This window comes from Sphingobacterium sp. B16(2022) (assembly GCF_012030425.1).
Classification (GTDB): Bacteria; Bacteroidota; Bacteroidia; order Sphingobacteriales; family Sphingobacteriaceae; genus Sphingobacterium; species Sphingobacterium anhuiense.
This window is the reverse complement of record NZ_JAAUVN010000002.1, coordinates 369,069-391,919: the sequence shown is the minus strand read 5'-3', so window position 1 is coordinate 391,919 and position 22,851 is coordinate 369,069. Positions and strand designations below refer to the sequence as shown.

Genomic DNA, 22,851 nt, shown 5'->3' with positions numbered 1-22,851 from the left:
TTATTTCTTTTGTGCATCTTCAATAACATACCAAGCTGTACCACCCGGTTTAACCTCTACGGTCATCTCAATATCTGCTTTATCATCCAAAGCTTTTGTCGTCGTGATACCTTCTTCATTGGTAAACATGGCCTTTCCTTTAATACCAGTATAATACAGCGGAAGTCTTAACTCCTTCTTGATCGTTTTATCCGTTGGGTTAAAGAAAATCACCATACCCTTTTCATTAATAAACGGATTAACATGTAGCATGCAGTCGAGGTCGCGACCATTTGGACGGCTGACATGAATAATTTCAGAAGTTAATATTTCACGGTGTTTTTTAAACCAGTTAATCTTCTTTGATACCATTGCTTTGGTTTCAGGGGTATCATAAAGTCTATTACCGCGAATGGTAAATTGACTGCCACTTGCTAAAAATTGCATTAATTGTCGTTCATAGCGATCCAAATTTTGAGCTAGCGGTTCTAAGCCAATTTTTGGATCATTGGAATAGAATCCAACCAATTGCATCCCAATCCACCCCATAGTTGGCAGTTTATGCCATGTACCGTCATAAATATATTGTCTTCCTAACAGCATCTGCTGATCTGGAGTCAAATTCGCACTCGCTTCCCGATACCCCATACCTGTTGCCGATTGACCATTTAAAAAATACCAATCTGGAATAGCAGCATACATATTTCTTCTTTGTGCTTCATGCAGTACTGCTACCTGACTTTTCCACTGTTCCCATTGTGAATCATAGAGACCATGATGATGCGGATGTACAGTAGAAGCGCATGGATCGCCATGATATGGCCCATCAATCGTATAAGACTTTAACCCTGTTTTATCATAAAAATCCCACATCTTTTTATAATAGGTATCTTTCCAAGCGCTCGCTATACACACACTCTGTCCAAAAAGACTGCCTGGTTTGCCAGTAACCGGATGAACACAATCTACTTCCGCGCCACGTCCTCTAGAAGCTACTTGTAACTCATATCCCCCCATCACAATACCTTTTCCTTTTGCATATGAGGCAATATCCTTCCATAAGGCTACATATTTATCATCCAGATTATCATGACTGATCCCCGGCCATGCCTGGATATCCAATCTTTCCATGCCCAATTCGCCCATCTGGTCAATAAAATTTTTAAGCGTCTTCTCATCATGCGACGTGATACCACCTGTAATCAGCGATTCGGTTGTTTGAGGAGCCAACTTTTTATACATACGACGGTGCGCCAAACTTTTCCTTTCCCGATCGTCTGCGTCTTGTAGCAATTCAAATGTCAGGTAGGATTTGAATGATTCTTTATTCGAAATATCCACATCGGGTCCCATCGGTAAATGGCTGACTAAAAGATTACGATGTGGAAAATCTAAAAAGCCATCCTCTGCTTGATTGTGTGTAGCCCAGGTATTATACTCTTGATCCACGACCCATTTCGTTGTGGATTCTCCAGCTTGATAAGCTTCAATTTTATCCCCTTGATAGTGCATCAGCGCACTACCTTTTAAGTTCGCATTGACCAATGCGAAAGAAAAGTCACTTTCGACATGAATACGATTAATTTGATCTTGGTTTACGGCCAGAACTTCTGTTTCAATTTGATTCAACCGAATCAAATTATCACTATTATTCAAAACTTCAACCCATTTGGTGATAACAGGAAGTCCCTGATAAATCTCATAGTTTACTTTTACTTCGATATTTTTAACCATGTCCATTCGCTCGGTAGGTTTGAAAGTCAATATCAAACGAAGTCCTTTTACCGGCCAATCAGTAGCTACAGCATTGTATTTTTGTTGCCATGGGTATCGTTCCAACGGAGCTGCTGTTTCAATGGAGACTAATTCAAAAGCTTGATCATCCGTTTCCATTTCATACAACCAACTTTCCATCAGATAAGACTTTTCAGGTTGCCCCTTGAGCCCACCCACCTCATACCAGATACTATCGAGCATAACTCTCGCTTCCGGTTTTACTGCTCGGACATATTCTGCCTGATTGGATAAATTCTTGTAACCTATACATGCTAAGTTATCAGCTACATAAAACGTACGCGACACTAAACCATTATTCAATTGAAATTGAGCAGTTTTATTATCTTTATTTTCTTTTATATATAAATTTGTAGCATGCTTTACTGGAGCAATCAACCAGTCTATTCCGTAGCTCTTATTTTCAAATTCACTAACCACACTCTTACCTAGACCAGGCTTTTGAATATTTTTCATTAATGTCAATCTAGAGAGATCTCTGCTTCTATCCCGTTCTTTTTTCTTTTTATAATTGATTAAAAAATCAGATTCTTCATCGAACCCCTGTTTCTCAAAAGTACTCCATCTTACTTCATAGACTTCTCCCATAAAAGCTTGTTTTCCTTCATTAGAAATTGCAATTGAAAAATGAGGAGCTATTGTTTTAGTCGCATTAAAGCTTCCTGTTTTTTTTCCATTCATCCAAAGTTCACCAACTCCATTCCGTAATGTGGCCGCTAGATGAATCCATTGACCTTTGACTGCATTCCCAATACTTGTCGTGCCTTTATCTGCTGAAATAAACACCCAGCTTTTCCCACGTTGTGCAAAACCATAACCTTCTTTTGTCGTACCGTTCAAAGCGACAATATTCATTTCACCAGATTGTGAATCTATTTCCTTTGCTTTTACCCAGACTTCAAAAACAAAATTTTCTGTAGCTACTCCTATTCCAGATGACATACTATAACCATCAGTTTTACCATTAAATAAAATGGCTCCTTCACCCTGCTGTGCTTTTTCAGCAGGTGCATCAGCATAAAACAAGGGCCTATCTATTCGTGTCAACGTAAAATTCCCTTGCCTTGATTTCACCTTTTCAGGCCCAATTGCATAGGTTACATTTCCTACTTTCCCAAAATTAAAATGCCCTAAAGGCTTCACCTTTGCCTGTAAGGCATGATGAAGGATAATAAAAAATAAAAGTATCTGTATTCTTTTCATAATCAACTGCTAACAACCCATTAGATTAACATTGGGATTTTTATTACTGGTTAAAATCAAGAAATAAAGCGCTGGTTTTCCTCTAAAAACTTCATCTCAAACGATTCAACTGTAAACTTCACTATATTCTATCTGGATTACCACCAATAATTTGATCTATTATAATGTTATTTTGCACTTATGCTTATGATCAAAACTAATGATGGCTTCTCATGAAACAAAACGGCGACTTATTTTGTGAATAAGTCGCCATTTTATCTTAGTTAAAAAAATCTTAAAGTAGAGGATCAAATGTTCCTCCCCATTCTTTGTTTTGTTGTATTTTGGAATTCCGATTCAATACATCCTTGTGGACCGGGTAAAACCAATGGTTTAAATCCAATTTAAATTGATATTGTTTATCACCATCTAGGCATTCTACAAATTCAAAACGGAATAACTTGCGTACTGATGGATCATACATATCTTTAGTCCAATCAAAATTTTTCAAATCTTGTTCATTTTTAATTACAGCATTAAGTCCAGAACGAAATTTAATGGTATTCAACAAATCATATCTTTTCCATCGACGAATGTCAGTCCAACGTTTACCTTCATAAGCAAATTCAATGAACCTTTCATCCATATAGGCTTTGCGTATGCCAGCTTGATCAGTAGCTGTAATACCATAATTTCCTAATCCAAGCTCAATTCCCGCTCGTTTACGTATGTCATATAGTACCTGTAATGCCTCTGCACTTTTTCCAACCTCATTGGCACATTCACCATAGTTCATGAGCACTTCTGCAAAGCGGATTTCAACCCAATCTGTCTGTGCATCATATACTGTAGGTATGGTCAATGCCTTATCAATACCTTTGAGTTGAAAGTATCCGGAAGCACTACCACCTACTCCCTTACCTAACTGATCAAATATCAGACTGGTATACTTAAACCCAGATTCTGCTTTCGGATCGGTCACTTTGCGCCAGGCATTCCAATACTTCATTCCTCCTGACAGAACATCGCTTGCTGGATAAGCTGTACCCGGAGAAAAAACGGTAGCATAGAAGCGGGGATCTCGATCCACATAAAAATCGGTCATAAACTGTTCGTTATATGCTGGATCGTTTTTCAAACGATTTTCATCCAAAACAAGTTTCGATCCATCCTTTTTAGGATAAGCCATTAATAAGGGTAAAATAGCTTGATTAAAATTGGCATTATCTTTAGTCAATGGCTCAGGACGAATATTCTTTTGATCCAATCTATGATCAGGATAGTAATACTGATTGACCATAATTACTTCATTATTACGTTCGCTATACCAAATATCTTCAAATTTGCCATTAAACAATCCTTTTCCTACTGTCTTTAGAAAATCAACAGCCACTTTATTTGCTAAATAAGCTTGTTCCCATCGTACCTTATCATTAGATGGATTGAATAGCGGGCTTGCATACTGCAACAATAGACGTCCCTTAAAAGCCAATGCAACTCCTTTATCAATTTTCCCATAATCTGCACCGGTCCAAGTATCAGGTAATACGGCGATTGCTTCGTCCAAGTCCTTTAATATTTGAGCAACGCATTCTGAGGTAGTATTGCGAGAGACAAATAAGGAAGGCACATTTGTAATATCTTGAACATCCAAAATAAGTGGAACGCCTCCTGTTGCCCATACCTTACCCCAATAATCCCAGGCTCTCCAAAATTTAGCTTGACCGATCATCATTTTCTTTTCTGAATCGGACAATACCGTCACGGTCTCCAATTGTTTCAAAAAGAAATTAATACGATCTATATTTGCATAATCCCACTTTTGACCTTGATTATCTACGTCGATCAATCCCCTAGCCAAGTTTCCCATATCTGTAGGACCATTCATACCTTCATCCGTCACATTAGCAGCTATTGGCCACTCTGGCAACATCCTTCCATAAATATCTGTCATAAAAGCATTGATCATCACTTTATCAGACCATACATTTTCTGGACTAATTGTAGCCGTATTTTCATAATCTAAATTACAGCTGCTTAACAGCAATGCAAAAGCAGTACTATATATAATATTCTTAAGTTTCATATCGTCTTAGGTTTAGAATTTAACATCGATACCAAAATTGTAGGACCTTAACACTGGAAAAGCATTCCCATTACCGATCTCCGGATCATAATATTTATTAAATTTGCTCAACACAAATAGATTCGTACCTGTAGCAAACAAGCGTACATTCTCAAATACTTTATTGTAAAATGCTCCATTCTTTGGCAGATTATAACTCAGTGTTAAATATTTCATGCGCATGAAACTGGCGTCTTTCAACCAGTATTCACTATTCGTTTGGTATGTCTTTGCATTATTTGCTCCAATACGTTTCGGCAAGGTTGCATTTGGATTTTCTGAAGTCCAGCTATCATCATACCATTGATCCCACATTCGGTTCCATTCTACCCCACCTGCTAAATCTGACATCCATTTCTTTTCCCCTAAACGTCCAGATAACATCGTTTCCAAATGAAACCCTTTCCAACTTATTCCTAGATTCAGACCAAATATGACAGGGAAATTTTTTGACCGGAGCATAATCCGGTCCCAATCGTTTATAATTCCGTCAGGAACACCATCAGGTCCGTTTAAATCTTTATAGACCATCATTCCTAATTCAGGCGATAATCCATTATGTTTATATTTAGGATTGGCTTGATTAAAAGCATCTAATTGTTCCTGAGTACGGATAATCTGATCAAACGCCCAACCCGTGATATTGCTTCTAGATTTACCGACAGGAATATCAATCCATTGCGCATTCTCTGCATAATCCTGTTTAATTACTTTATTCCAACCGTAGGACATTGTTAAGTTTGCAAAATAACTTACTTTGTCATCTCCTTCGCGGTACCCCAGTTGCAAATCCATTCCCTGTGCATCAATCTCGCCATAATTTTCAGCAGGCATTGATAAACTATAAGTTGACGGTAGTGTATTTTGACGGTTTCCTAAAATATCATAAGAATTACGGAACCAATAATCTGCAGATACATTCCAATTTTTGAACAAGTTCATATCCACTCCGAAATTGTAACTCAGTGCTTTCTCCCAAGTTAGATTTGGATTAACTACGTTTCCATAAGTTAACCCTACTGATCGCGCTGGGCTAGTACCAAAATATGCTGAACTACCCGATTGATACGATTGTTGCCATTGCCAACCTCCTACAGCATCGTTACCAGTTAAGCCTACGGATCCACGCAATTTTAAAGTCTGAACAATGGACTTATTAAAGAAGTTTTCTTCAGAAATCACCCAACCAGCAGATCCAGCGGGAAAAAAGCCCCAACGTTGTTCAGGTGCAAAATTCATAGAACCGTCTTCACGAAAAGAAAAGTTAAACAAATACTTATCAGCATAAGTATAATTAAACTGACCTATATACGACATTCGTCCACTCACCCAATCCGTATCTCCATCTCCCCACGTGTCTGCCCTAGCACCACTCGCTGCCCAAAATTGATCCGTTCTATAAACTGGAAAGGTTTCGCGTCCCCCCGTTACACCAGAACCAGCACCTTCATACCATTCAGTAACTAAGGCTGCAGCTACGCGATGTTTTTCATTAAAAACATTTGCATAGTTCAATTGCATATTAAACTGTTTGTCATCGCTCCAAGTTGATTTACGCTCAATAAAATCTTTACCTACCCATGTTGATCTCCGCACACCTGTAATATCATTATCATCAGTAGACACAATACGATTATTCGTTCCGCTTCTCTTCATCACCATCATATCGTAATTTGTAAAGAAGCGATTTCTCATATTATTAGCCCAACTTCTACTATACATCGCCTTTGCACTCAGACCTTTTAAAAAAGGAGCTTTATAAGTACCACTCAAAATCAATTGTGGCTTCAAATGGTTCTCCTTATCGTAACCACTAGCGCCTGCAACACGAGCTCCTACATTACCGATCCATCCATAATCTATAAACTGTCCATTATTTGTATAAACGGGTTGATCAGGTTGCCATATCCTCAATTTACCATAAGTATCAGCAGGATCGGCATTATCAGCAATGCGTCCTGTCATGTCATTGTACAACGCAAATCCCGTGAAAATTTCTAAATCTTTCGTAATATCTGCTGTCACATTCATTCTCACATTATACTTATCGTAAGTCATCGGTTCTAAAAATCCCTTTTGCTTTACGTAAGACCCTGCCCCAAAATAACGCACCCTTTCACTTCCACCATTAACACTTAAATTATTGGTTTGCGTTGTTGGATTTTGCCAGACATCCGCCAACTGATCGTAGCCCCATCCATTATTGATATTTTTATAATGGTCCAATTCTTCCTGTGACCATGCCCAACCAGCAGGATCTGCTGATCCATTGATGCGCGAATACAATTCCCCCGCTTGTACTGCGCTGGTTAGACCCATATTTTTAGTACGTGTATCGATACTATATCCCGTCGAAAAATTAAAAGTCGGTTTACCTAAACTTCCCTTTTTTGTCGTCACTAAAATAACACCGCCAGCAGACCTAGAACCATATATAGCTGCTGAGGCGGCATCTTTCAAAACGGTAATATCATCAATCTCGTTAGGGCTTAAATTGTTAAAATCTCCTGCACCTCTCACCACACCATCAATCACGTACGTTACGTTTTGATTATTAAGAGATGATCCTGTTCTAATACTGATACTTGGTTGCGATCCAGGAATCGCATTTACAGTACTAACATTTACACCAGGCAGTTTTCCAATCAATAAATTTCCCGCTGAGGTTGTAGGAATTGTATTTAATGTTTCATCGACTTTCATTGTAGAAACCGCTCCTGTCAATAATGATTTCTTTTGAGAAGTATAGCCAATAACCACGACCTCATCTAAATCACTAATTCCCACTTTCATTGTGACATCGTGGACACTTTTACCCTGAACTGCACGCTCAAGAGTCTCATATCCGATGTAGGTATAAACTAAAAAACTTGAAGAGGAAACTCTTATTTGATATTTACCGTCCTCTTGTGTTTTCTGTTGGTTTCGTTTCCCTTTTTCAGCTACAGTAACTCCTTTCAAAGGATTTCCATTTACATCAACGATCCTACCGGAAACAATTATTTCTTGTTGATTATTTTTCTTGTTTTCAAGCTCAATTTGACCAGTATTTAAAGTAACAAATTCTGTTGCTGCATGGGTCGAGTTGTTGATCGCAGCCAGCGCACATAATAGTGTTAGATTCTTTGTCTTTTTGCCAAAATTTAGAATGTGTATTAATTTGACATTTTTCATAATTTAGTATATTCTTGATTAGTTAATTAGGAAATTAATGAGCAATGAAGGAGTCGCATTCCTTCATTGTTTTTTTTCATTCGTCTATATTCTTATCCATAGGCAATTATATTTTTCATTAGATTATTTATACGTAAAGAATTGCATAGACTTTAGTTTACGCCTGTCTTCCAATAGTATAATTCATAATTTGGTTTTTGATATGCTAACCTGTGGTCACAGATTGTTTATCGGAATAAATCTCAATATTATATAAAGGGATAACCACCAATAATTTGCTATTTTATAATGTTATTTTTGCGCTCAACTATATTTAAGCAGAACAACTTTATTTAGTTGCATTTTTTATATATCTTTAGGTGCACTAAAAAATAACCCGTTATAATATCTGCTCTTCTACCAGAACTTATTACTAACATTATGCAACACATCTACGAAAATTTCACCTTTCCGCCAGATCAGTCATTTACGATCCGTGCAGAAGAATTGGAAATCAAGAAATATACTTCCTTAAAATCGCATGTGAATTTTGAGATAGCCTTATTGGAAAACTGCACTGGAAAGCGTTTTATAGGTGATCATATTGAAGATTTTAAGGGAGACGAACTCGTACTTCTGGGGAGTTATTTGCCTCACTGTTGGCAATATTACAATACGATAAACAGCAAGCGTCCTGCTGATGCTATTATTGTACATTTCTATCCCGATTTCCTCGGAAAAGATCTGTTGACAAAGCCGGAGGCCGTGCATTTAAACCAACTTTTCGAAAATGCATCAAAAGGTGTATTGTTCACCGGTACAATTGTGGTTGATGCAAAGGAAATATTATACCAAATGTTGACTGCCACTGGACTTACACGCGCAGTTCTAATGTTACAACTATTGGACAAATTGGCTTTATCGTCTACATGTAAAACGCTATCATCACCCTCATTTCATATTATCGAAACTTCGACTGAGGCCAATCGAATTAATCGTGTATTCGACTATATATTTAAGCATTTTAAAGAAGATATTTCTCTTCAGGATGTGGCTTCTGTCGTACCAATGTCCACCTCTGCTTTTTGTCGATTTTTCAAAATGCAGACTAACCGGACATTAGTTGATTTCATCAAGGAAATACGTATCGGGCATGCCGCCAAATTATTAATGGAAGGAAATTACAACATCACGGAAACCTGCTATAAAAGTGGCTATAATAATATTTCCAACTTCAACAAGCATTTTAAAGATGTCAAGGGTAGTTCACCTCGAGATTTTGCCAAGAAATACAAAATTACCGCCGAGATTGAAACACTTTAATTGTTAAATTCATAGAAGGGAAAAGCCTCTACCCACTTTTCCCCTTCTTCTGTTCCATTGACACCCTTTTGATAGGTATTCATTAACTTATTCCATGAAGCGCATTTGGGATTATGGGCTTCAGCTACTTTCCCCATTTCATCTAGATCAGCACCCACAGGTACAGATATCGCCATTACAATGAGATCTTTAAAATGATAAAGTGTGATCCGATTATAGCCTGCTTTCTTAAATCCAGCCTCAACTTCAGGCCATACCTGCTTATGATAAGTTAAATATTCCTGTAGCTTTTCATCATTATCAACCGTATTCACAACAAAAACTTTCTCTTCAAATGTTGTAGAATCCTGATTATTTTCAGGTTGCTTGCACATGACAAATAAGATAGAACTGCATAATAAAACAAAACTTATCCCAAAATTTTTCATAACTATATCAATTAAAATAAATATATATCGCAATCATGACCGTTGCAAGAGCTGCCCATGTCCACCAAATAGAACTAGAACTGCCCATTTTATCTTTAACGTCCAATAATGTAGGGACCTCCGTCTTAACTTCAGACTTTGTTAATAAAGTTACAGCAACAATAACGACACTCAATGCTACAAAAATATAAAAAGAAAGCATTAAAAAATGAGGCCAATATCCTTCATAAGGATAATTAAGTACATGACAAGCACCTAACACCAAGCAAATGAATCCTCCACCGTAGAGTACGATTTCAGCCGCTTTACCATTAATACGCTTCCAAAAGATGCCCCATAGAAAGACCACTGCTAGCGGAGGCGAAAGAATGGACACTAATCCTTGCGTTAGATCGAAAAATCCCTTACCGGAATACGAAAATAAAAGTGCAATACCTACCCCAACAATTGCGGCGACCACCGTAACCCATTTGCCCATCCTGACCTGCTGTTCCCTATTAAGCACCTTAAATTGCTGAACAACATCCAACGTAAAAACAGTACAGAATGAATTAAGACTTGATGATACAGTATCGACCAACGAAGCAATCAATGCGGCAATACTTAAACCAAGAAGACCATGAGGCATCAGTTCTTTGATCATTGTGATATAAGCATTATCAGGCGCTGTATCTCGAAACAAAACATAACACATGATACCCGGCAGGATAAATATAATCGGCATAATCACTTTTAGGGTTCCAATAAAGATAGCACCGTATTGTCCTTCTTTCAGATCTCTAGCCGCCAGGACTTTCTGAACAATGGTCTGATCGGCACACCAATAGTAAATTGCGACGACAGGATAACCTAATAAAATTCCTACCCAAGAATACGCGGCATTTGATGCCGGCAGAAAAAGTTTCCAATAAGATTCTGGCGTTTGACTGACCAATGCATCAACACTGCCAATTTTCTGAAACCCTAAAAAGGTAAGTATAACAGAAGAGATGATAATGATAACAGATTGAAATACACCTGTCCGAACCACTGCTTTCAACCCTCCAATTGCCGTAAAGCTTGTTGCAATCACCGCGATCACTGCGATCGCAGTAAATAACGAAATACCGAATATTCCAGATATGAGCAAACCTCCTGCATAAAGCGCACTTCCTAACCACACCACCAGAATAGAAATCAAACTATATACTATTAAAAAATTATAGGATCGCTTACCGAAACGTATCAGTAAAAATTGAGGGATTGTAGTGATCTTCGTTTTCAAATAATAAGGAAGAAAAACCATCGCAAGCAACATGAGAAATACCCAGGCCAATAATTCAAAATTACTGGCAACAATACCATGCGTAAAACCTATACTTGCAAAACCGATCAACATCATAGGGCCAGCATTAGCACCAAAAATAGAAAAACCGATCTGCCACCATTTCAGTGTGCGTCCACCCAAAAATATATCCTGCTGATTCTTTTCCTTTTTATTAAAACGAAATCCAACATATAATAAGATTAACGCGTATAATCCTAAAACTAAATAATCAATATAATTGAATGATAAGCTCACAATATGGTTGTTTTTATTTTATTACATCGTTACTAATGGGTTGTAATTCGAGACTTGATGCTTTTCCCATACCTGTTCCCGTATTACTTTATTTTCTTTATAACAATAATCCCAATCTATCCGTACCGGTAATCCTTCAGATTCAGGTAAATGAAACTGTCCACCGCTCAAAGAAGGGCTTATCAAAAAATACTTTTCTAATCCATACATCAGCGAATAGAGGTATTCGATCATTCCATTATCATCGGCAGTGGTCATTAGGAAGGTCGAATATAAAGAATAACCTCCAGAAGAAAGCTGTAAATTGCGTGATTTACATAAATCTCGTACCTCCATCCATTCTTTCATTCCTCCAAATTGTGTCGGTACCGGTTGCAGGTGGCCAACTCCACAATTAGCCAGCATAGGAAAAATTTTTGAAGTCCTTTCCGATTCTCCATAAGCGACAGTCAATGAGGTTTGCTTACAAAGCTCTTCGATCTGATCGTACGCGGCAGAATGGATCGGTTCTTCTATCCAACACAGAGATTGCTCGCCGATAGCGTCAATAAATTTAAACACATCTTTACACGACCAGATCTGATTAGCATCCACTGCCACCTTCATCCTATTGTTCACCAAACGTTGAACATGTTTTACGCGCTCAATATCTTCACTGATATTTGTTCCAAAATCTTTTCCGATTTTCATCTTGTAGCAATCCACTCCAGCTTCCATAAACACACGCACCTCATCCTCCAACTGTTGCAGCGTATAATTCGTTCCGCCACCACTACCATATATTTTGACCGTATTTCGAGTGCCACCAATATAGCGGTACAGGGGAATATTTTTACGTCTAGAAGCTAGATCGTACAAGGCCATATCGACCTGCCCCAATAAGGCTGAAGCCGCACCTTTAAATCCTTCATTTCGAATAGACCAATATAATTTTGGAAAAAACTCTTTGTATGGAACACCTTTACAGTGAAACAAAATTGGAAATAAGCAAGTCTCTAAAATATTCGTGTAGCTATTATATACCGGAGCCTCTCCAATATAGCCATCCTCATCTTCTATTCTGATAATGGACAAGCCAAAAGACGGGAAGGGACCCATTGTTGCATCCTGAAAGGGCGTGACGTTAGCCACTGGTTCTAAAACTCTAATGCTAATTTTTTGAACATTAAAAATTTCATCATCAATTTCATTCATTTATTATTTTTTAAAGGTTTGAAGGATTTCATTATAAATAGCTGCAGGCAAAATACCGGCTTCAATCGCATGAATCGAACTCTTAAGTTGCTCATGATCTGCGGCCCCCAGCACCATTTTAAATGAAGCAGGGATTGTACATATAAAGCGTAAGGCCAATACATCTAAGGGAATTTGATATCGTTGCGCAATTGCATCTATCTTCTGGGCTTTTTCTATACTCTTCATATCGAGCCAACTTGGCGGGAAGTTTAAAAATTCTTGAAAGTTACAGCCTAATAGTCCCATATTTAGTGGGCTAGCCGCATAATAGTGTTTATGGGTATTTTCACAACTTCGTATAGTTGTACGAAGCGCATCAATGCAACAAGCGTTAAGCCTATTATATTCCATGATAACATCAAATACATCATCTTCAAGGTATGGCGCAAATGCAACAGGTAAATTACCCCCAATACCTATTTTCTTTGCAAAGCCATTTTGTTTAAAGTATCGCATTCGCGAAACAACATTTTCGATTTTTTCAGTAGGAATTGCCGCTGGATCATGTAAAAAAAGTACATCAATATTCGAAATACCTAACGTTTTTAAACTATTTTCCACACTTCTTTTCATCCCATCTGCAGAATAATCATATGATGCCTGATCGGCCTTATAACTTTTTAGCCGTCCCACTTTAGTGCTAATCTTAGGTAATTCACCTTCCCATTTTACAAGTGCTTTGCCTACAAATTCTTCAGCATCTCCATATGCCGGAGCAGTATCTATTGCACTTATACCATGCGACATGGCATACTCAATTGTAGTGATCGATTCCTCTGCCTTTACATTTCCCCATACACCACCTAAACCAGCAGTTCCCAGTATTATTTTATCTATTCCCAGATTGTACATTCCTAAATTTTACTTTTCAAAAAATAACTAAAGCATTTCACTGTTTACTCTAAATTCTGCATCCCTTTTTATATTGTCTGGACTTCACCTACATATTTAATTTTAAAACATTTAACATATCTCACTTATAAAAGTCCAATTAAATATTCATCCAAACCAGCGGTATTTTATCCAAAACATATGTTTTCTTCCCTAAGACCAAAAACTAATTTCTGTTTTTAATACATTCAATTTATATAAATTATAGCTTAAAGGTTCAAAATAATTTTAGTTGTACCGATCATAATGTTTTTAACAGGTGATTTTTTTTCATCGATCTTCGTCCATAAATTTAAAAATAACACTATGATTCTTATGTGTTGTTTTTATTCCGTTTAAAATTGGAATATTTAGCATTTTAAAACTACCCGAAACTTGACTTTTTGTAATATTTTCTTTGCAGATTTCACCAAATATCAAAAAAAACCGTTAGCTCGAATCTCTTCAAGACTAACGGAATTCAAGTGGCTTTAATAAGTTAAACTATTACTAAAAAACGATTAATGTAAAGTCGGGTCAAAGTTCCCTCCCCAATTTTTATTCTGCTCCAAGTTTGGATTTTGATTAATATTCGAAAGTTGGATAGGAAAAAAATAGTAACTTTCAGGCATAACCATTGCCTTAGGTCCATTTGTAATCAATTCGACTACCTTATACGTAAAATGCTCCGGCAACAATTCAAAGCGATTAGCTTTCAGAATATCATCAGCCGTTATTTCTTCCACGGTGCGTCCGTTCACGGCTGTTGCCATGAGACCATACTTATGCATACCATCCAATTTATGCAATAAACGATGTCGTCTCAAATCCCAGAATCGCTTTCCTTCAAACATGAATTCGACATACTTCTCATCCAGTAATGCGGTACGCATTTCTTCACGGCGCATCCCCACTTTTAAGCCATACATTCCATCTATGCCCGGCTCAATACCAGCACGATGACGGATAGCTTTTAAAACTGCTAACGCTTCAGCTGGTTTTCCTATTTCATTAGCCGCCTCAGCATAATTAAACAAGACCTCTGCATACCTAATTTCTGGCCAATCGACATCATTCAAAGTCACTTGTGCAGATGGAAGCTCCTCCATGATGCCCTTTCTCGTATAAAAACCTGTACGACTAAAATTCTCTCCTTGAATCACGAAACCAAAAGCATCCATAGACTTTGCGATTCCAGCCATCGTATACTGTCGGCGCCCTTTTATTCCACTCAATTCATAAAGTTCACCGTTCCAGACCATCGTTGCATCGAATCGAGGGTCACGATTTTTCCAATAATTCTGCAAATTATAGCTATAGGCAGAACTTGGATCACCAGGTTTCTTTCCGTCTTTCATTGGAAAAGCCTCTGCCATTGCCCAAATCGGCTCATCATTTCCTGTCGCATTTTTTGATTCAGAAAGTGGACGGATACCATCCTCTCCTCGTCCATTCGTTTTCGCTGGATTGACATAAATTACTGAAAACACATTTTCCTTATGTCCTTTAGTTTCAAAAAGTTTTTTAAAATCTTCCAATAAGCCATAACCATTCAGATCCAAAAAATCTTTCGCATCCCTATTGACAGTATAAGCATCCTGCCAATAAGCATTTCCATAAGGATTGGTTGGATTAAATTGAGGTGAAGCTTTATACAGCAAAACTCTCCCTTTAAATGATTTCACAATTGCCTGATCAATTCGTCCTCTATCGTTATCTGCGTACTTCGCAGGTAACACCTTCGCTGCTTCATCCAAATCCTTAATAATAAAATTAAAACACTCTGCAGTGGAATTTCTTTTCACTTTTAGGTCATCAGTCAACTCCTGAGGTATTTCAATGATAGGAACACCACCATGGTAATAAACCATTTTGAAATACAAGAATGCGCGTAAAAACTTGGCTTGTCCAATCATAGGGTCTTTCTGCGCAGCTGGTATCGTACTTTTCGACATCTCTTTCAAAAAGATATTGATACTTCTTACCGCAGCATAGGGCCAGTATTTCATAGTTCCATTATCAGTCGTAATTGCGCCATCTCCAATAATCCCTTTTGACTCATCACTGTAAGTCCCATTATTCACAGGCCAACCCGATAAGCTTCTGGCATATAAATTATTTAAATATGCTGTTGCCGTGAGTAGATCTTCAAAAGTTCCTTCAGTAGGATAGCGACTTAAGTCATCTACATCATTCAATACTTTGCTACAACTTGAAAAGATAGCCATCATAGTCATTATAGAGAAGAAAATTGTAAATTTTCTTTTATTATTTCGTACAGTTATCATCGTTAATTTCCTTTAAAAAGTAATATTCAATCCGCCAGTAAAAGTTTTCATCAGTGGATACGAATCCAAGGTTTCTTGTTCCGGATCATGCTCTTTTAGTCCAGTAAGGTAGAAGAGATTTGTTGCATTAAAATAAAACTGAACACGACTTAGACCAATAGATTTAAACCAATTATCTGGTAATGCATAAGCAAGATCTAAATTTTTCAACCGGATATATGCCCCATTTCTAATCCAAAATGTAGATGGTCCTCCTCCTACATCGGCCACTTGAAACTCTCCAGAAACTCTTGGATACTCGGCATTTGGATTTTCAGGAGTCCAATAATTGTTTGCCCATAACTCAAAATAAGGACGGTCATTTTGGAATACACCACCACCATTTCTAGTACTCACCATTCGATCATAGGCACCCACTCCCTGAAAATGTGCATTTAAGCTAAATCTCTTCCATTCAAAGTTAAAGCCAATTCCATAGTTAATACGAGGAGACCCATTATCCGACAAATAGGTCATATCATTATCGTCGATTTTACCATCAGGACCTTCTGAGAAATTAGCCCCTCTAATATCTTCAAACAAGAGGTATCCTAATTTAGGAGAGCGCCCATATTGTATAAACCCTTCCGGTAATTGGTCCAGTTGCTCTTGCGTCCGGATAATTCCTTTTGAAACTAAACCATAAACCCGATTTGCTGGTTGACCAATTGCACTTCTCCAATTGTCTTGATATGTTCCATCTCTAAGCGCTGCTGCCTCATCAATTATGTCCCATTGATCTACAGCATAACCCATATTAGCATAAAAAGAATACTGAAAATCATTACCCGATTTATTTTTCCAGTTAACGGAAAAATCAAGACCTTTCCATGAGCGTTCAGCATAATTTACATCTGGTAAACTAGCCCCCAAAGTAGAAGGAGTAGAAGCAAGTCTTGCTCCTAAAATATCGCTTTGCGTTCTTTTGAAAAAGTCTATTTCACCTGTTAATTTTTGACCAAAAAAGCCATAATCAATGCCGAAATCAAACATACGAGAAGTAGACCAGGTTATAGATGGATTGGGCATTGGTCCTGCTGTTAAACCGTCACGTAAGGATGAACCAAATACAAATCCAGAACTTTTAGTATAAGCCTGAGTCCAAAGAAAAGGCGCTACAGATTGGCTTCCTGAATCATCATTACCAGATGAACCATAAGAAGCCCGCAGTTTCAAATCACTTAACCAAGGCAAATCCTTCATAAATTGCTCTTGCGAAACTCGCCAAGCGGCTGATACTGAAGGGAAAAATCCCCACTGCTTACCTGGTGCGAATTTATAATTACCATCATAACGGAATGAAACTTCAGCGATATACTTGTCAGAATAAGTATAGTTAAAGCGTCCGATCCATGAAGCCCGTGCACTTTCAGACTCATTACCGTCAAACCATCGTTTCAAAATATCGGAGGAGGTATTATAAATTTGATCTATGTTCGTCGTTAACAATTCATCTGCACGACCTGTCAAGTATTTACCATTGCCACCCGCCTGTTCATAGCCTCCTAAGGCTGAAACAAAATGATTACCAAAGGTATTTTCATATTTTAAATTCCAGTTGAGCTGATACGAATTATCTAAATTGACCTGTTCATTGATATTCGGGTAAGTCGAACTCAAATTGTGAATATTTACTTTTGTCGGATCAATGGGACCTGGGATAAATTTATTTGTTGTACTTGCCGACTGAAAGATATATGCTTTATTGTGAAGCACAAAAGCTTTTGAGTTACGATCTGAAGCCATATAATGTCCTTGCAAGCTGGTACTCAAACCTTTCAAAAAATCTGAAAGATCTAAATCAAGCCGGACAATTCCATCCAAATTTCGATTTTTTTTATGTCGATAACTGCCACTATTTTCCATTAACTCAATTGGATGCCAAGCTCCTGGAACCACAGGAAACGCCTTTGTATCCGAAGTTGGATTGCCATTTTCATCCACATAAAAAGGGTATAGACGAGTCCAGTTAAACGTCGCTCGGTAAAAATCTCCCACGTTAAAGTCATCTTCACCGTCATATGGCCAATACCATCGATCATAATTTCGTTGATTTCCACTCAAATTTACACTCACTTTAAATCGATCTGTAATCTTTGCGCTTACATCAGATCGGAAATTATAACGATCATACCCTAAATTTTTATAGGATCCCTTTTCCGTATGATAGCCCATCGAGAAATAGTAAAGGATCGATTCACTTCCACCTCTTGCAGATAAATTATGTTGTTGTACTGTTGGAGACTGCCAGATATAGTCGTTAATATTATAACTTTTATCCTTGAAATAATCTACGATATCAGGTCCATAAGGTTTTTCTTGATCTTTTGTAACAGCAACCTGATTCAAAAATTCTATTTCTTCTGCGGCACTATAATCCTGAATAGGTTTAGTAGGCGATGAGGATGAGAAAGATGTTTTATACTCAAATACTGGCTTTTGACTCACACCTCTTTTTGTTGTAACAAGTACAACACCATTACCGGCCTTTGATCCATAAATAGATGCAGTTGCAGCATCTTTAAGAAAATTGATCGTTTCCACCTCATTGGCATCTAGCGCATCAAAATCTGCCTTTCCACTTATGATACCATTAATAACATACAAAGGCTCTGCAAAACTTCCACGAATTCGAATCGATGACGAAGCTCCTGCCAATCCCGAAGTTCCAACAGCTGTTACCCCGGGAGCTCTTCCTGCAATTAAATTAGACAGATTTCCTGCTGGGATATTCTTAATTTGTTCTGTGCTCACCGAGGAAACTGCACCTGTTAGGTTTACTTTCTTTTGTGTACCATAGCCCACCACGACTACTTCTTCCAAATCGGAGGCACTTTCCGTAAGAACAATATTAATAACAGACTGATTATTGACCGGTATTTCTTTTGAATTTTTACCGACATAAGAGATCAGTAATACCGCATTTGCAGGTAAACTTGATAGTTCAAAAGTTCCATTCTTATTTGTTAAAGTAGCATTTTTTGTACCTTTAACCTTAATTGAAGCTCCTTGAATAACGTTGCCTTTTTCATCGGTAACTACCCCAGTTACTATTGCTTGTTGACTACTTAAATCTAATAGATTGTCTTTTAGTACAAAAACTGAATTAGATCCTGTCACTTTTACAGAAGCAAAGGTGGGTAGGGTATGTATCGCAGAAACAAGAACGATGACACTCATCGTCAATATTCCATTATTTAAATTTGGTTTGTAGAGTTTATATTTTTCATTCATAATTTCATAGGTTAATATGGTTAGCATTGGATAGTAATTTCTTTGGAAAAGAATATTATCAATTCCCTTACTAAAGAGTTTTTAATCAGTTTTTATCATAGGCGATCACTTTTATGGTAACGATTTAAGGTTAAATTAATTTATTATAATTCGATTAAAAAAAGAGGTTATTGATCAATTATTGACTTAACAGCTTCAGGTTTACCTATAGTCTTGAAGTCAAACTTTAAAACAGGAGACTGCTCACCTGAAAAATCGCTTGTAATCACAACTTCATTTTTACCCTCATCCCAATGCGGCATACTCCCTATTTTTAACTCTTTCAGCTTGTTCCAAGTTGCATCACATAAATAAAGTACCTGGCCATCACACATCAGCTTGTCACCTGCTTTAATTGATTCATCTATTTCAATCACTTGAAACTTATTTATTTCTAGCTTTAAATTGGTTATTGTTGCCGTTTTATTTCCTTCAATTGTATTCGCTTCGATATAGAATTGAACAGGTTGAGCGCCGAATGAATTTTCTATATTAAAATGACTTGCAACAGGTTCGCCAGTCTGTACTTCTCTAAATTTGTGTTCATTTCCCATTGATAAACGAACAGGATAAAGCTCCCAACTAGAATCTGTCAATTTCTTCAAGTGAAACTCCTTTTTAGGATCTTTAAACATCTCAATCTGGGCATTGCTAAATGCCCGACTATTTCTAGCCTTCTGCCATTCTCGGATAGCTTCAAAAAAATGATTTTTAAAACCGCTTTTTTCAATACTTTCGTCAATTCGCAAGAGATAACCTGCATCAAATGCAGCACTTCGAGCCTGTATCCATTCGATTTCTTCTGGACGATAGCTTGGATCAATTTTAAACCAACCGAGCATGCCGGGCATATAATTCCGTTGAAAATAACGCTGATTTTCAATACGATAATTGATCTGACTTTCTCTTAACCCACTATACCATGGTTCTCCCCAGTTCATAAAAGAATAGATATGCCAAAAATAATGTGCCGTATTTGAGCCGCAAACCAAACGATCACGATCCAACGTCTTATACCATTCGGATATAAATTTATTCTCACCGTAAGTACCATGCCCCGTCGCCTCAAGACCTTCAAATCCATCAAAATCCATCAGGTCTATACCGGTCTCATTGCATACTTCAGCTAATCTTTTGGCATACTTCTGTTGCAGATATATATCAGGTAAAAATCCATTATAGCTATTATTTGCTAATTTATCGACCTTATCCCCCACCTTATGTTTTGCCTTAACCGTTTTAAACTGACCTCTAACCAAACCTTCTAACCGCCATGGTTCTTCTTTCGAAACAGACTTGTATGCAATCAACTCATCCCCAATTTTAATGGTATGTGTTGTCCCCATATTGTTAAACCATAAAGGATCTTTTATAAATAGCTCCCGGTCATCTTCACCTAGATCCTTTAGTAAAATAGAACTACCTGTTTTTGCCAAACTATCATTAGGAACTGGAGAAACATATGCATCGTTTACCCCAGTAAAAGTAGTCAGGGTATGTATACCAATCGATATACCTGCATCTTTAGCTTTTGCAGTAAACTTTTTAATATCACCAGCTCCATTTGGAAAACGTTTAGTCCGTAATCCGAAATGTCCCCAACTTTCAAAAATATCGCCAATATGAACTAATCTGAAATTAGCTTGTTTAGCGTAATTTAAACAGTGGTCCATATTACTCCCTTCATACAACATATAAGCTTCCGAAGGTCTTCTTGATCTTTTAGTCCAAACACCATCAATCATAGGGTGCGGTAGGCCCTCACCCAATTCGATTGCTTCAATCACATTCAATACCTCAGGCTCAGGACAACCAAAGAGTGCAATAGCACTACCCAAAAAATCGGAATCGATTGCAGAAACATACTGAATAGATGCATCCGCACCAATGATTCTAGGTATATTTCTATTTCTAGAAAACAGACGGAGTTCACTACCATGTGGCTTCTTTACAGCCATACTACCTCTATACATCCGTACATAGTCCGGTAAATCACCATCCTTATTGACATCAATAGAAACCCTTTTGCCTATTTGATCTTTTAAAGATTCGGGCAGTTGTTGTCCTGGTAGAGGGTCAATAAACATGCCTCCACCAGCATTATCTCCACTTTCAGGAATCCCTTCTATGGTATTGATGTTCAATGCTTGTATACCCAAAGCAAATTCCTTATCTCTCACCACTCCCACTGTTTCACCTACTATTTGGTTTATTGTTGTTTGATATGGCCCCCACACTATAGCTTCAATATCTTTACTAGAACTTAAAGAAAGTAACTCCAAACGGAGGTATCTTCCTTTATTGATTATTTTAACAATTGCAATATTCTTGGATGGATAGTATAGACTTATTGTCTGGGCAGTTTTATTATAGACTGCTTTTTCAGGATGGATATAAGTTGATTTCTTGTAAAGACTTAATATAGGGGAAGATTGTCCATTAGAAAAATACTCCATTTCTTTAGATTTATCAAACAAACTCTTAATACTTCCTTTATCATCAATAGTAATTTTCAAATAGTCGCTCTCAATATGAAACTTGATGTCTACTCGAAAAGAGGAAAGTATAAATAGGCCACATAGTAGGGACAATTTAATCCATATTTTATAGTTTTTCATTGGTTTATAATACTTTGTAAGTAAACTTGGTTATTTATCCGATCATAACAGTTGGTCTGTTATGTCCTGATCATAGATGGTTAATAAAAAAACAATAATCGTTTACGAGAAACAACATTGCTTATTTATACTGTAAAGATTAAAATATGTTGCCTGAGCAGCTACGCTTATTTTGACTTTTATCAATGTTTTTTTGCACAAAACATCGGATGTACAACTAATTTTATAGTATTGTAATGACACAAAATTCACTTCATAATAGATTGTAAAATTTTAATCAAAATTTCATATCCATGAAAATTTATCCAAAGAAACACTTTAAGTAGTAGGCGAGAATAATGATAAACTAGACTTTGGTTATATAATCTTTGAGATTGACCGTCATAACTTTCAAAGCTTTTGTAATGTGATATTCCACACCTTTCACGGTAATACCCAACTCCTCTGCTATTTTCTTACCGCACAGATGCTGATGTCGGCTTAGTACAAATACTTCTCTGGTTTTTTTTGGTAAACACTCTAAAGTCTTCGCAGCTATTTCTTTGATTTCTTTCGAAAAAAGAACCTCTTCATCTCTTTTATCTAAAGTATTCATATGCTGTTGCAACTGCTTTCCATTCCATTCATCAATAGATTCGACAAATCTTTTCAGAACTTTTTGATGTTTGAGGTAATCAAGAGCCTTGTTTTTTACAACTCTAAAAAGAAAACTCTTAGGAGATTGAACAATTTCAACATTCATTCGCTCCCACAACACAATCAGCGCTTCGGAAGCAATGTCTTCCGCTACTTCATTGATATGAACAAGAGATCGTGCAAATAAAAATGATCTTTGATGATATTCCTTAAACAATTCATTAAAATTTTGTTTTACCTGTACCTGCTCCATCATTCAATTCCGAAATAAAGAATAGACAGTTTACTTTGCGTATCGTATTTTTTATTAGGTTATAACAACATCGTTGTTTTCGCAGTAATATAT

12 protein-coding genes are annotated in these 22,851 nt (G+C 37.1%); 1 reads left to right on the top strand and 11 read right to left on the bottom strand.

Translation table 11 applies throughout. From position 1 onward, the window contains the following. The 3 genes from HCX49_RS12050 to HCX49_RS12040 all read right to left on the bottom strand — a co-directional run bounded on the left by HCX49_RS12050 (nt 1) and on the right by HCX49_RS12040 (nt 8,254). Nucleotides 1-2,976: a LamG-like jellyroll fold domain-containing protein gene (locus HCX49_RS12050; protein ID WP_168127184.1), complete on the bottom strand. Its 2,976-nt coding sequence runs from the start codon at nt 2,974-2,976 to the stop codon at nt 1-3. A 274-nt stretch (nt 2,977-3,250) separates the two neighbouring features. Beyond that, nucleotides 3,251-5,041 carry a RagB/SusD family nutrient uptake outer membrane protein gene (locus HCX49_RS12045; protein WP_168127183.1) on the bottom strand — a complete coding sequence of 597 codons (1,791 nt, stop codon included), beginning with the start codon at nt 5,039-5,041 and terminating at the stop codon, nt 3,251-3,253. A 12-nt stretch (nt 5,042-5,053) separates the two neighbouring features. After that, entirely contained in the window at nt 5,054-8,254 is a 3,201-nt protein-coding gene (locus HCX49_RS12040) for a SusC/RagA family TonB-linked outer membrane protein (protein ID WP_168127182.1), read from the bottom strand. Between the two features lie 420 nt (nt 8,255-8,674). On the opposite strand from HCX49_RS12040, the gene HCX49_RS12035 reads away from it, so the two are divergent. Continuing rightward, complete coding sequence (locus HCX49_RS12035) at nt 8,675-9,556, top strand: AraC family transcriptional regulator (RefSeq protein ID WP_132845118.1); 882 nt, start codon at nt 8,675-8,677, stop codon at nt 9,554-9,556. On the opposite strand, the gene HCX49_RS12030 is transcribed toward HCX49_RS12035, so the two are convergent. The 8 genes from HCX49_RS12030 to HCX49_RS11995 form a co-directional block, all read right to left on the bottom strand. Beyond that, complete coding sequence (locus tag HCX49_RS12030; protein ID WP_168127181.1) at nt 9,553-9,984, bottom strand: L-rhamnose mutarotase; 432 nt, start codon at nt 9,982-9,984, stop codon at nt 9,553-9,555. The two genes, HCX49_RS12035 and HCX49_RS12030, sit on opposite strands and share 4 nt — an antisense overlap. 7 nt (nt 9,985-9,991) lie before the next feature. After that, nucleotides 9,992-11,545 carry an SLC5 family protein gene (locus HCX49_RS12025; protein WP_168127180.1) on the bottom strand — a complete coding sequence of 518 codons (1,554 nt, stop codon included), beginning with the start codon at nt 11,543-11,545 and terminating at the stop codon, nt 9,992-9,994. 21 nt (nt 11,546-11,566) lie between these two features. Further along, on the bottom strand, nt 11,567-12,739 hold the full coding sequence (locus HCX49_RS12020; protein WP_168127179.1) for an enolase C-terminal domain-like protein: 1,173 nt from the start codon (nt 12,737-12,739) through the stop codon (nt 11,567-11,569). 3 nt (nt 12,740-12,742) lie between these two features. Continuing rightward, nucleotides 12,743-13,633, bottom strand: coding sequence for an aldo/keto reductase (locus HCX49_RS12015; protein ID WP_168127178.1), 891 nt, complete (start codon nt 13,631-13,633; stop codon nt 12,743-12,745). Nucleotides 13,634-14,172: 539 nt separating this feature from the next. Beyond that, on the bottom strand, nt 14,173-15,882 hold the full coding sequence (locus HCX49_RS12010) for a RagB/SusD family nutrient uptake outer membrane protein (protein WP_206368427.1): 1,710 nt from the start codon (nt 15,880-15,882) through the stop codon (nt 14,173-14,175). Between the two features lie 69 nt (nt 15,883-15,951). After that, nucleotides 15,952-19,212 (bottom strand): SusC/RagA family TonB-linked outer membrane protein, encoded by a 3,261-nt coding sequence (locus HCX49_RS12005; protein WP_168127177.1) that lies wholly within the window; start codon nt 19,210-19,212, stop codon nt 15,952-15,954. A 167-nt stretch (nt 19,213-19,379) separates the two neighbouring features. Next, the gene (locus HCX49_RS12000) at nt 19,380-21,869 is read right to left on the bottom strand and encodes a hypothetical protein (protein WP_168127176.1); all 2,490 of its coding nucleotides are present in this window, start codon (nt 21,867-21,869) and stop codon (nt 19,380-19,382) included. Between the two features lie 346 nt (nt 21,870-22,215). After that, nucleotides 22,216-22,761, bottom strand: a complete 546-nt coding sequence (locus HCX49_RS11995; RefSeq protein WP_168127175.1) for an RNA polymerase sigma-70 factor — start codon at nt 22,759-22,761, stop codon at nt 22,216-22,218. Nucleotides 22,762-22,851 lie beyond the last annotated feature (90 nt).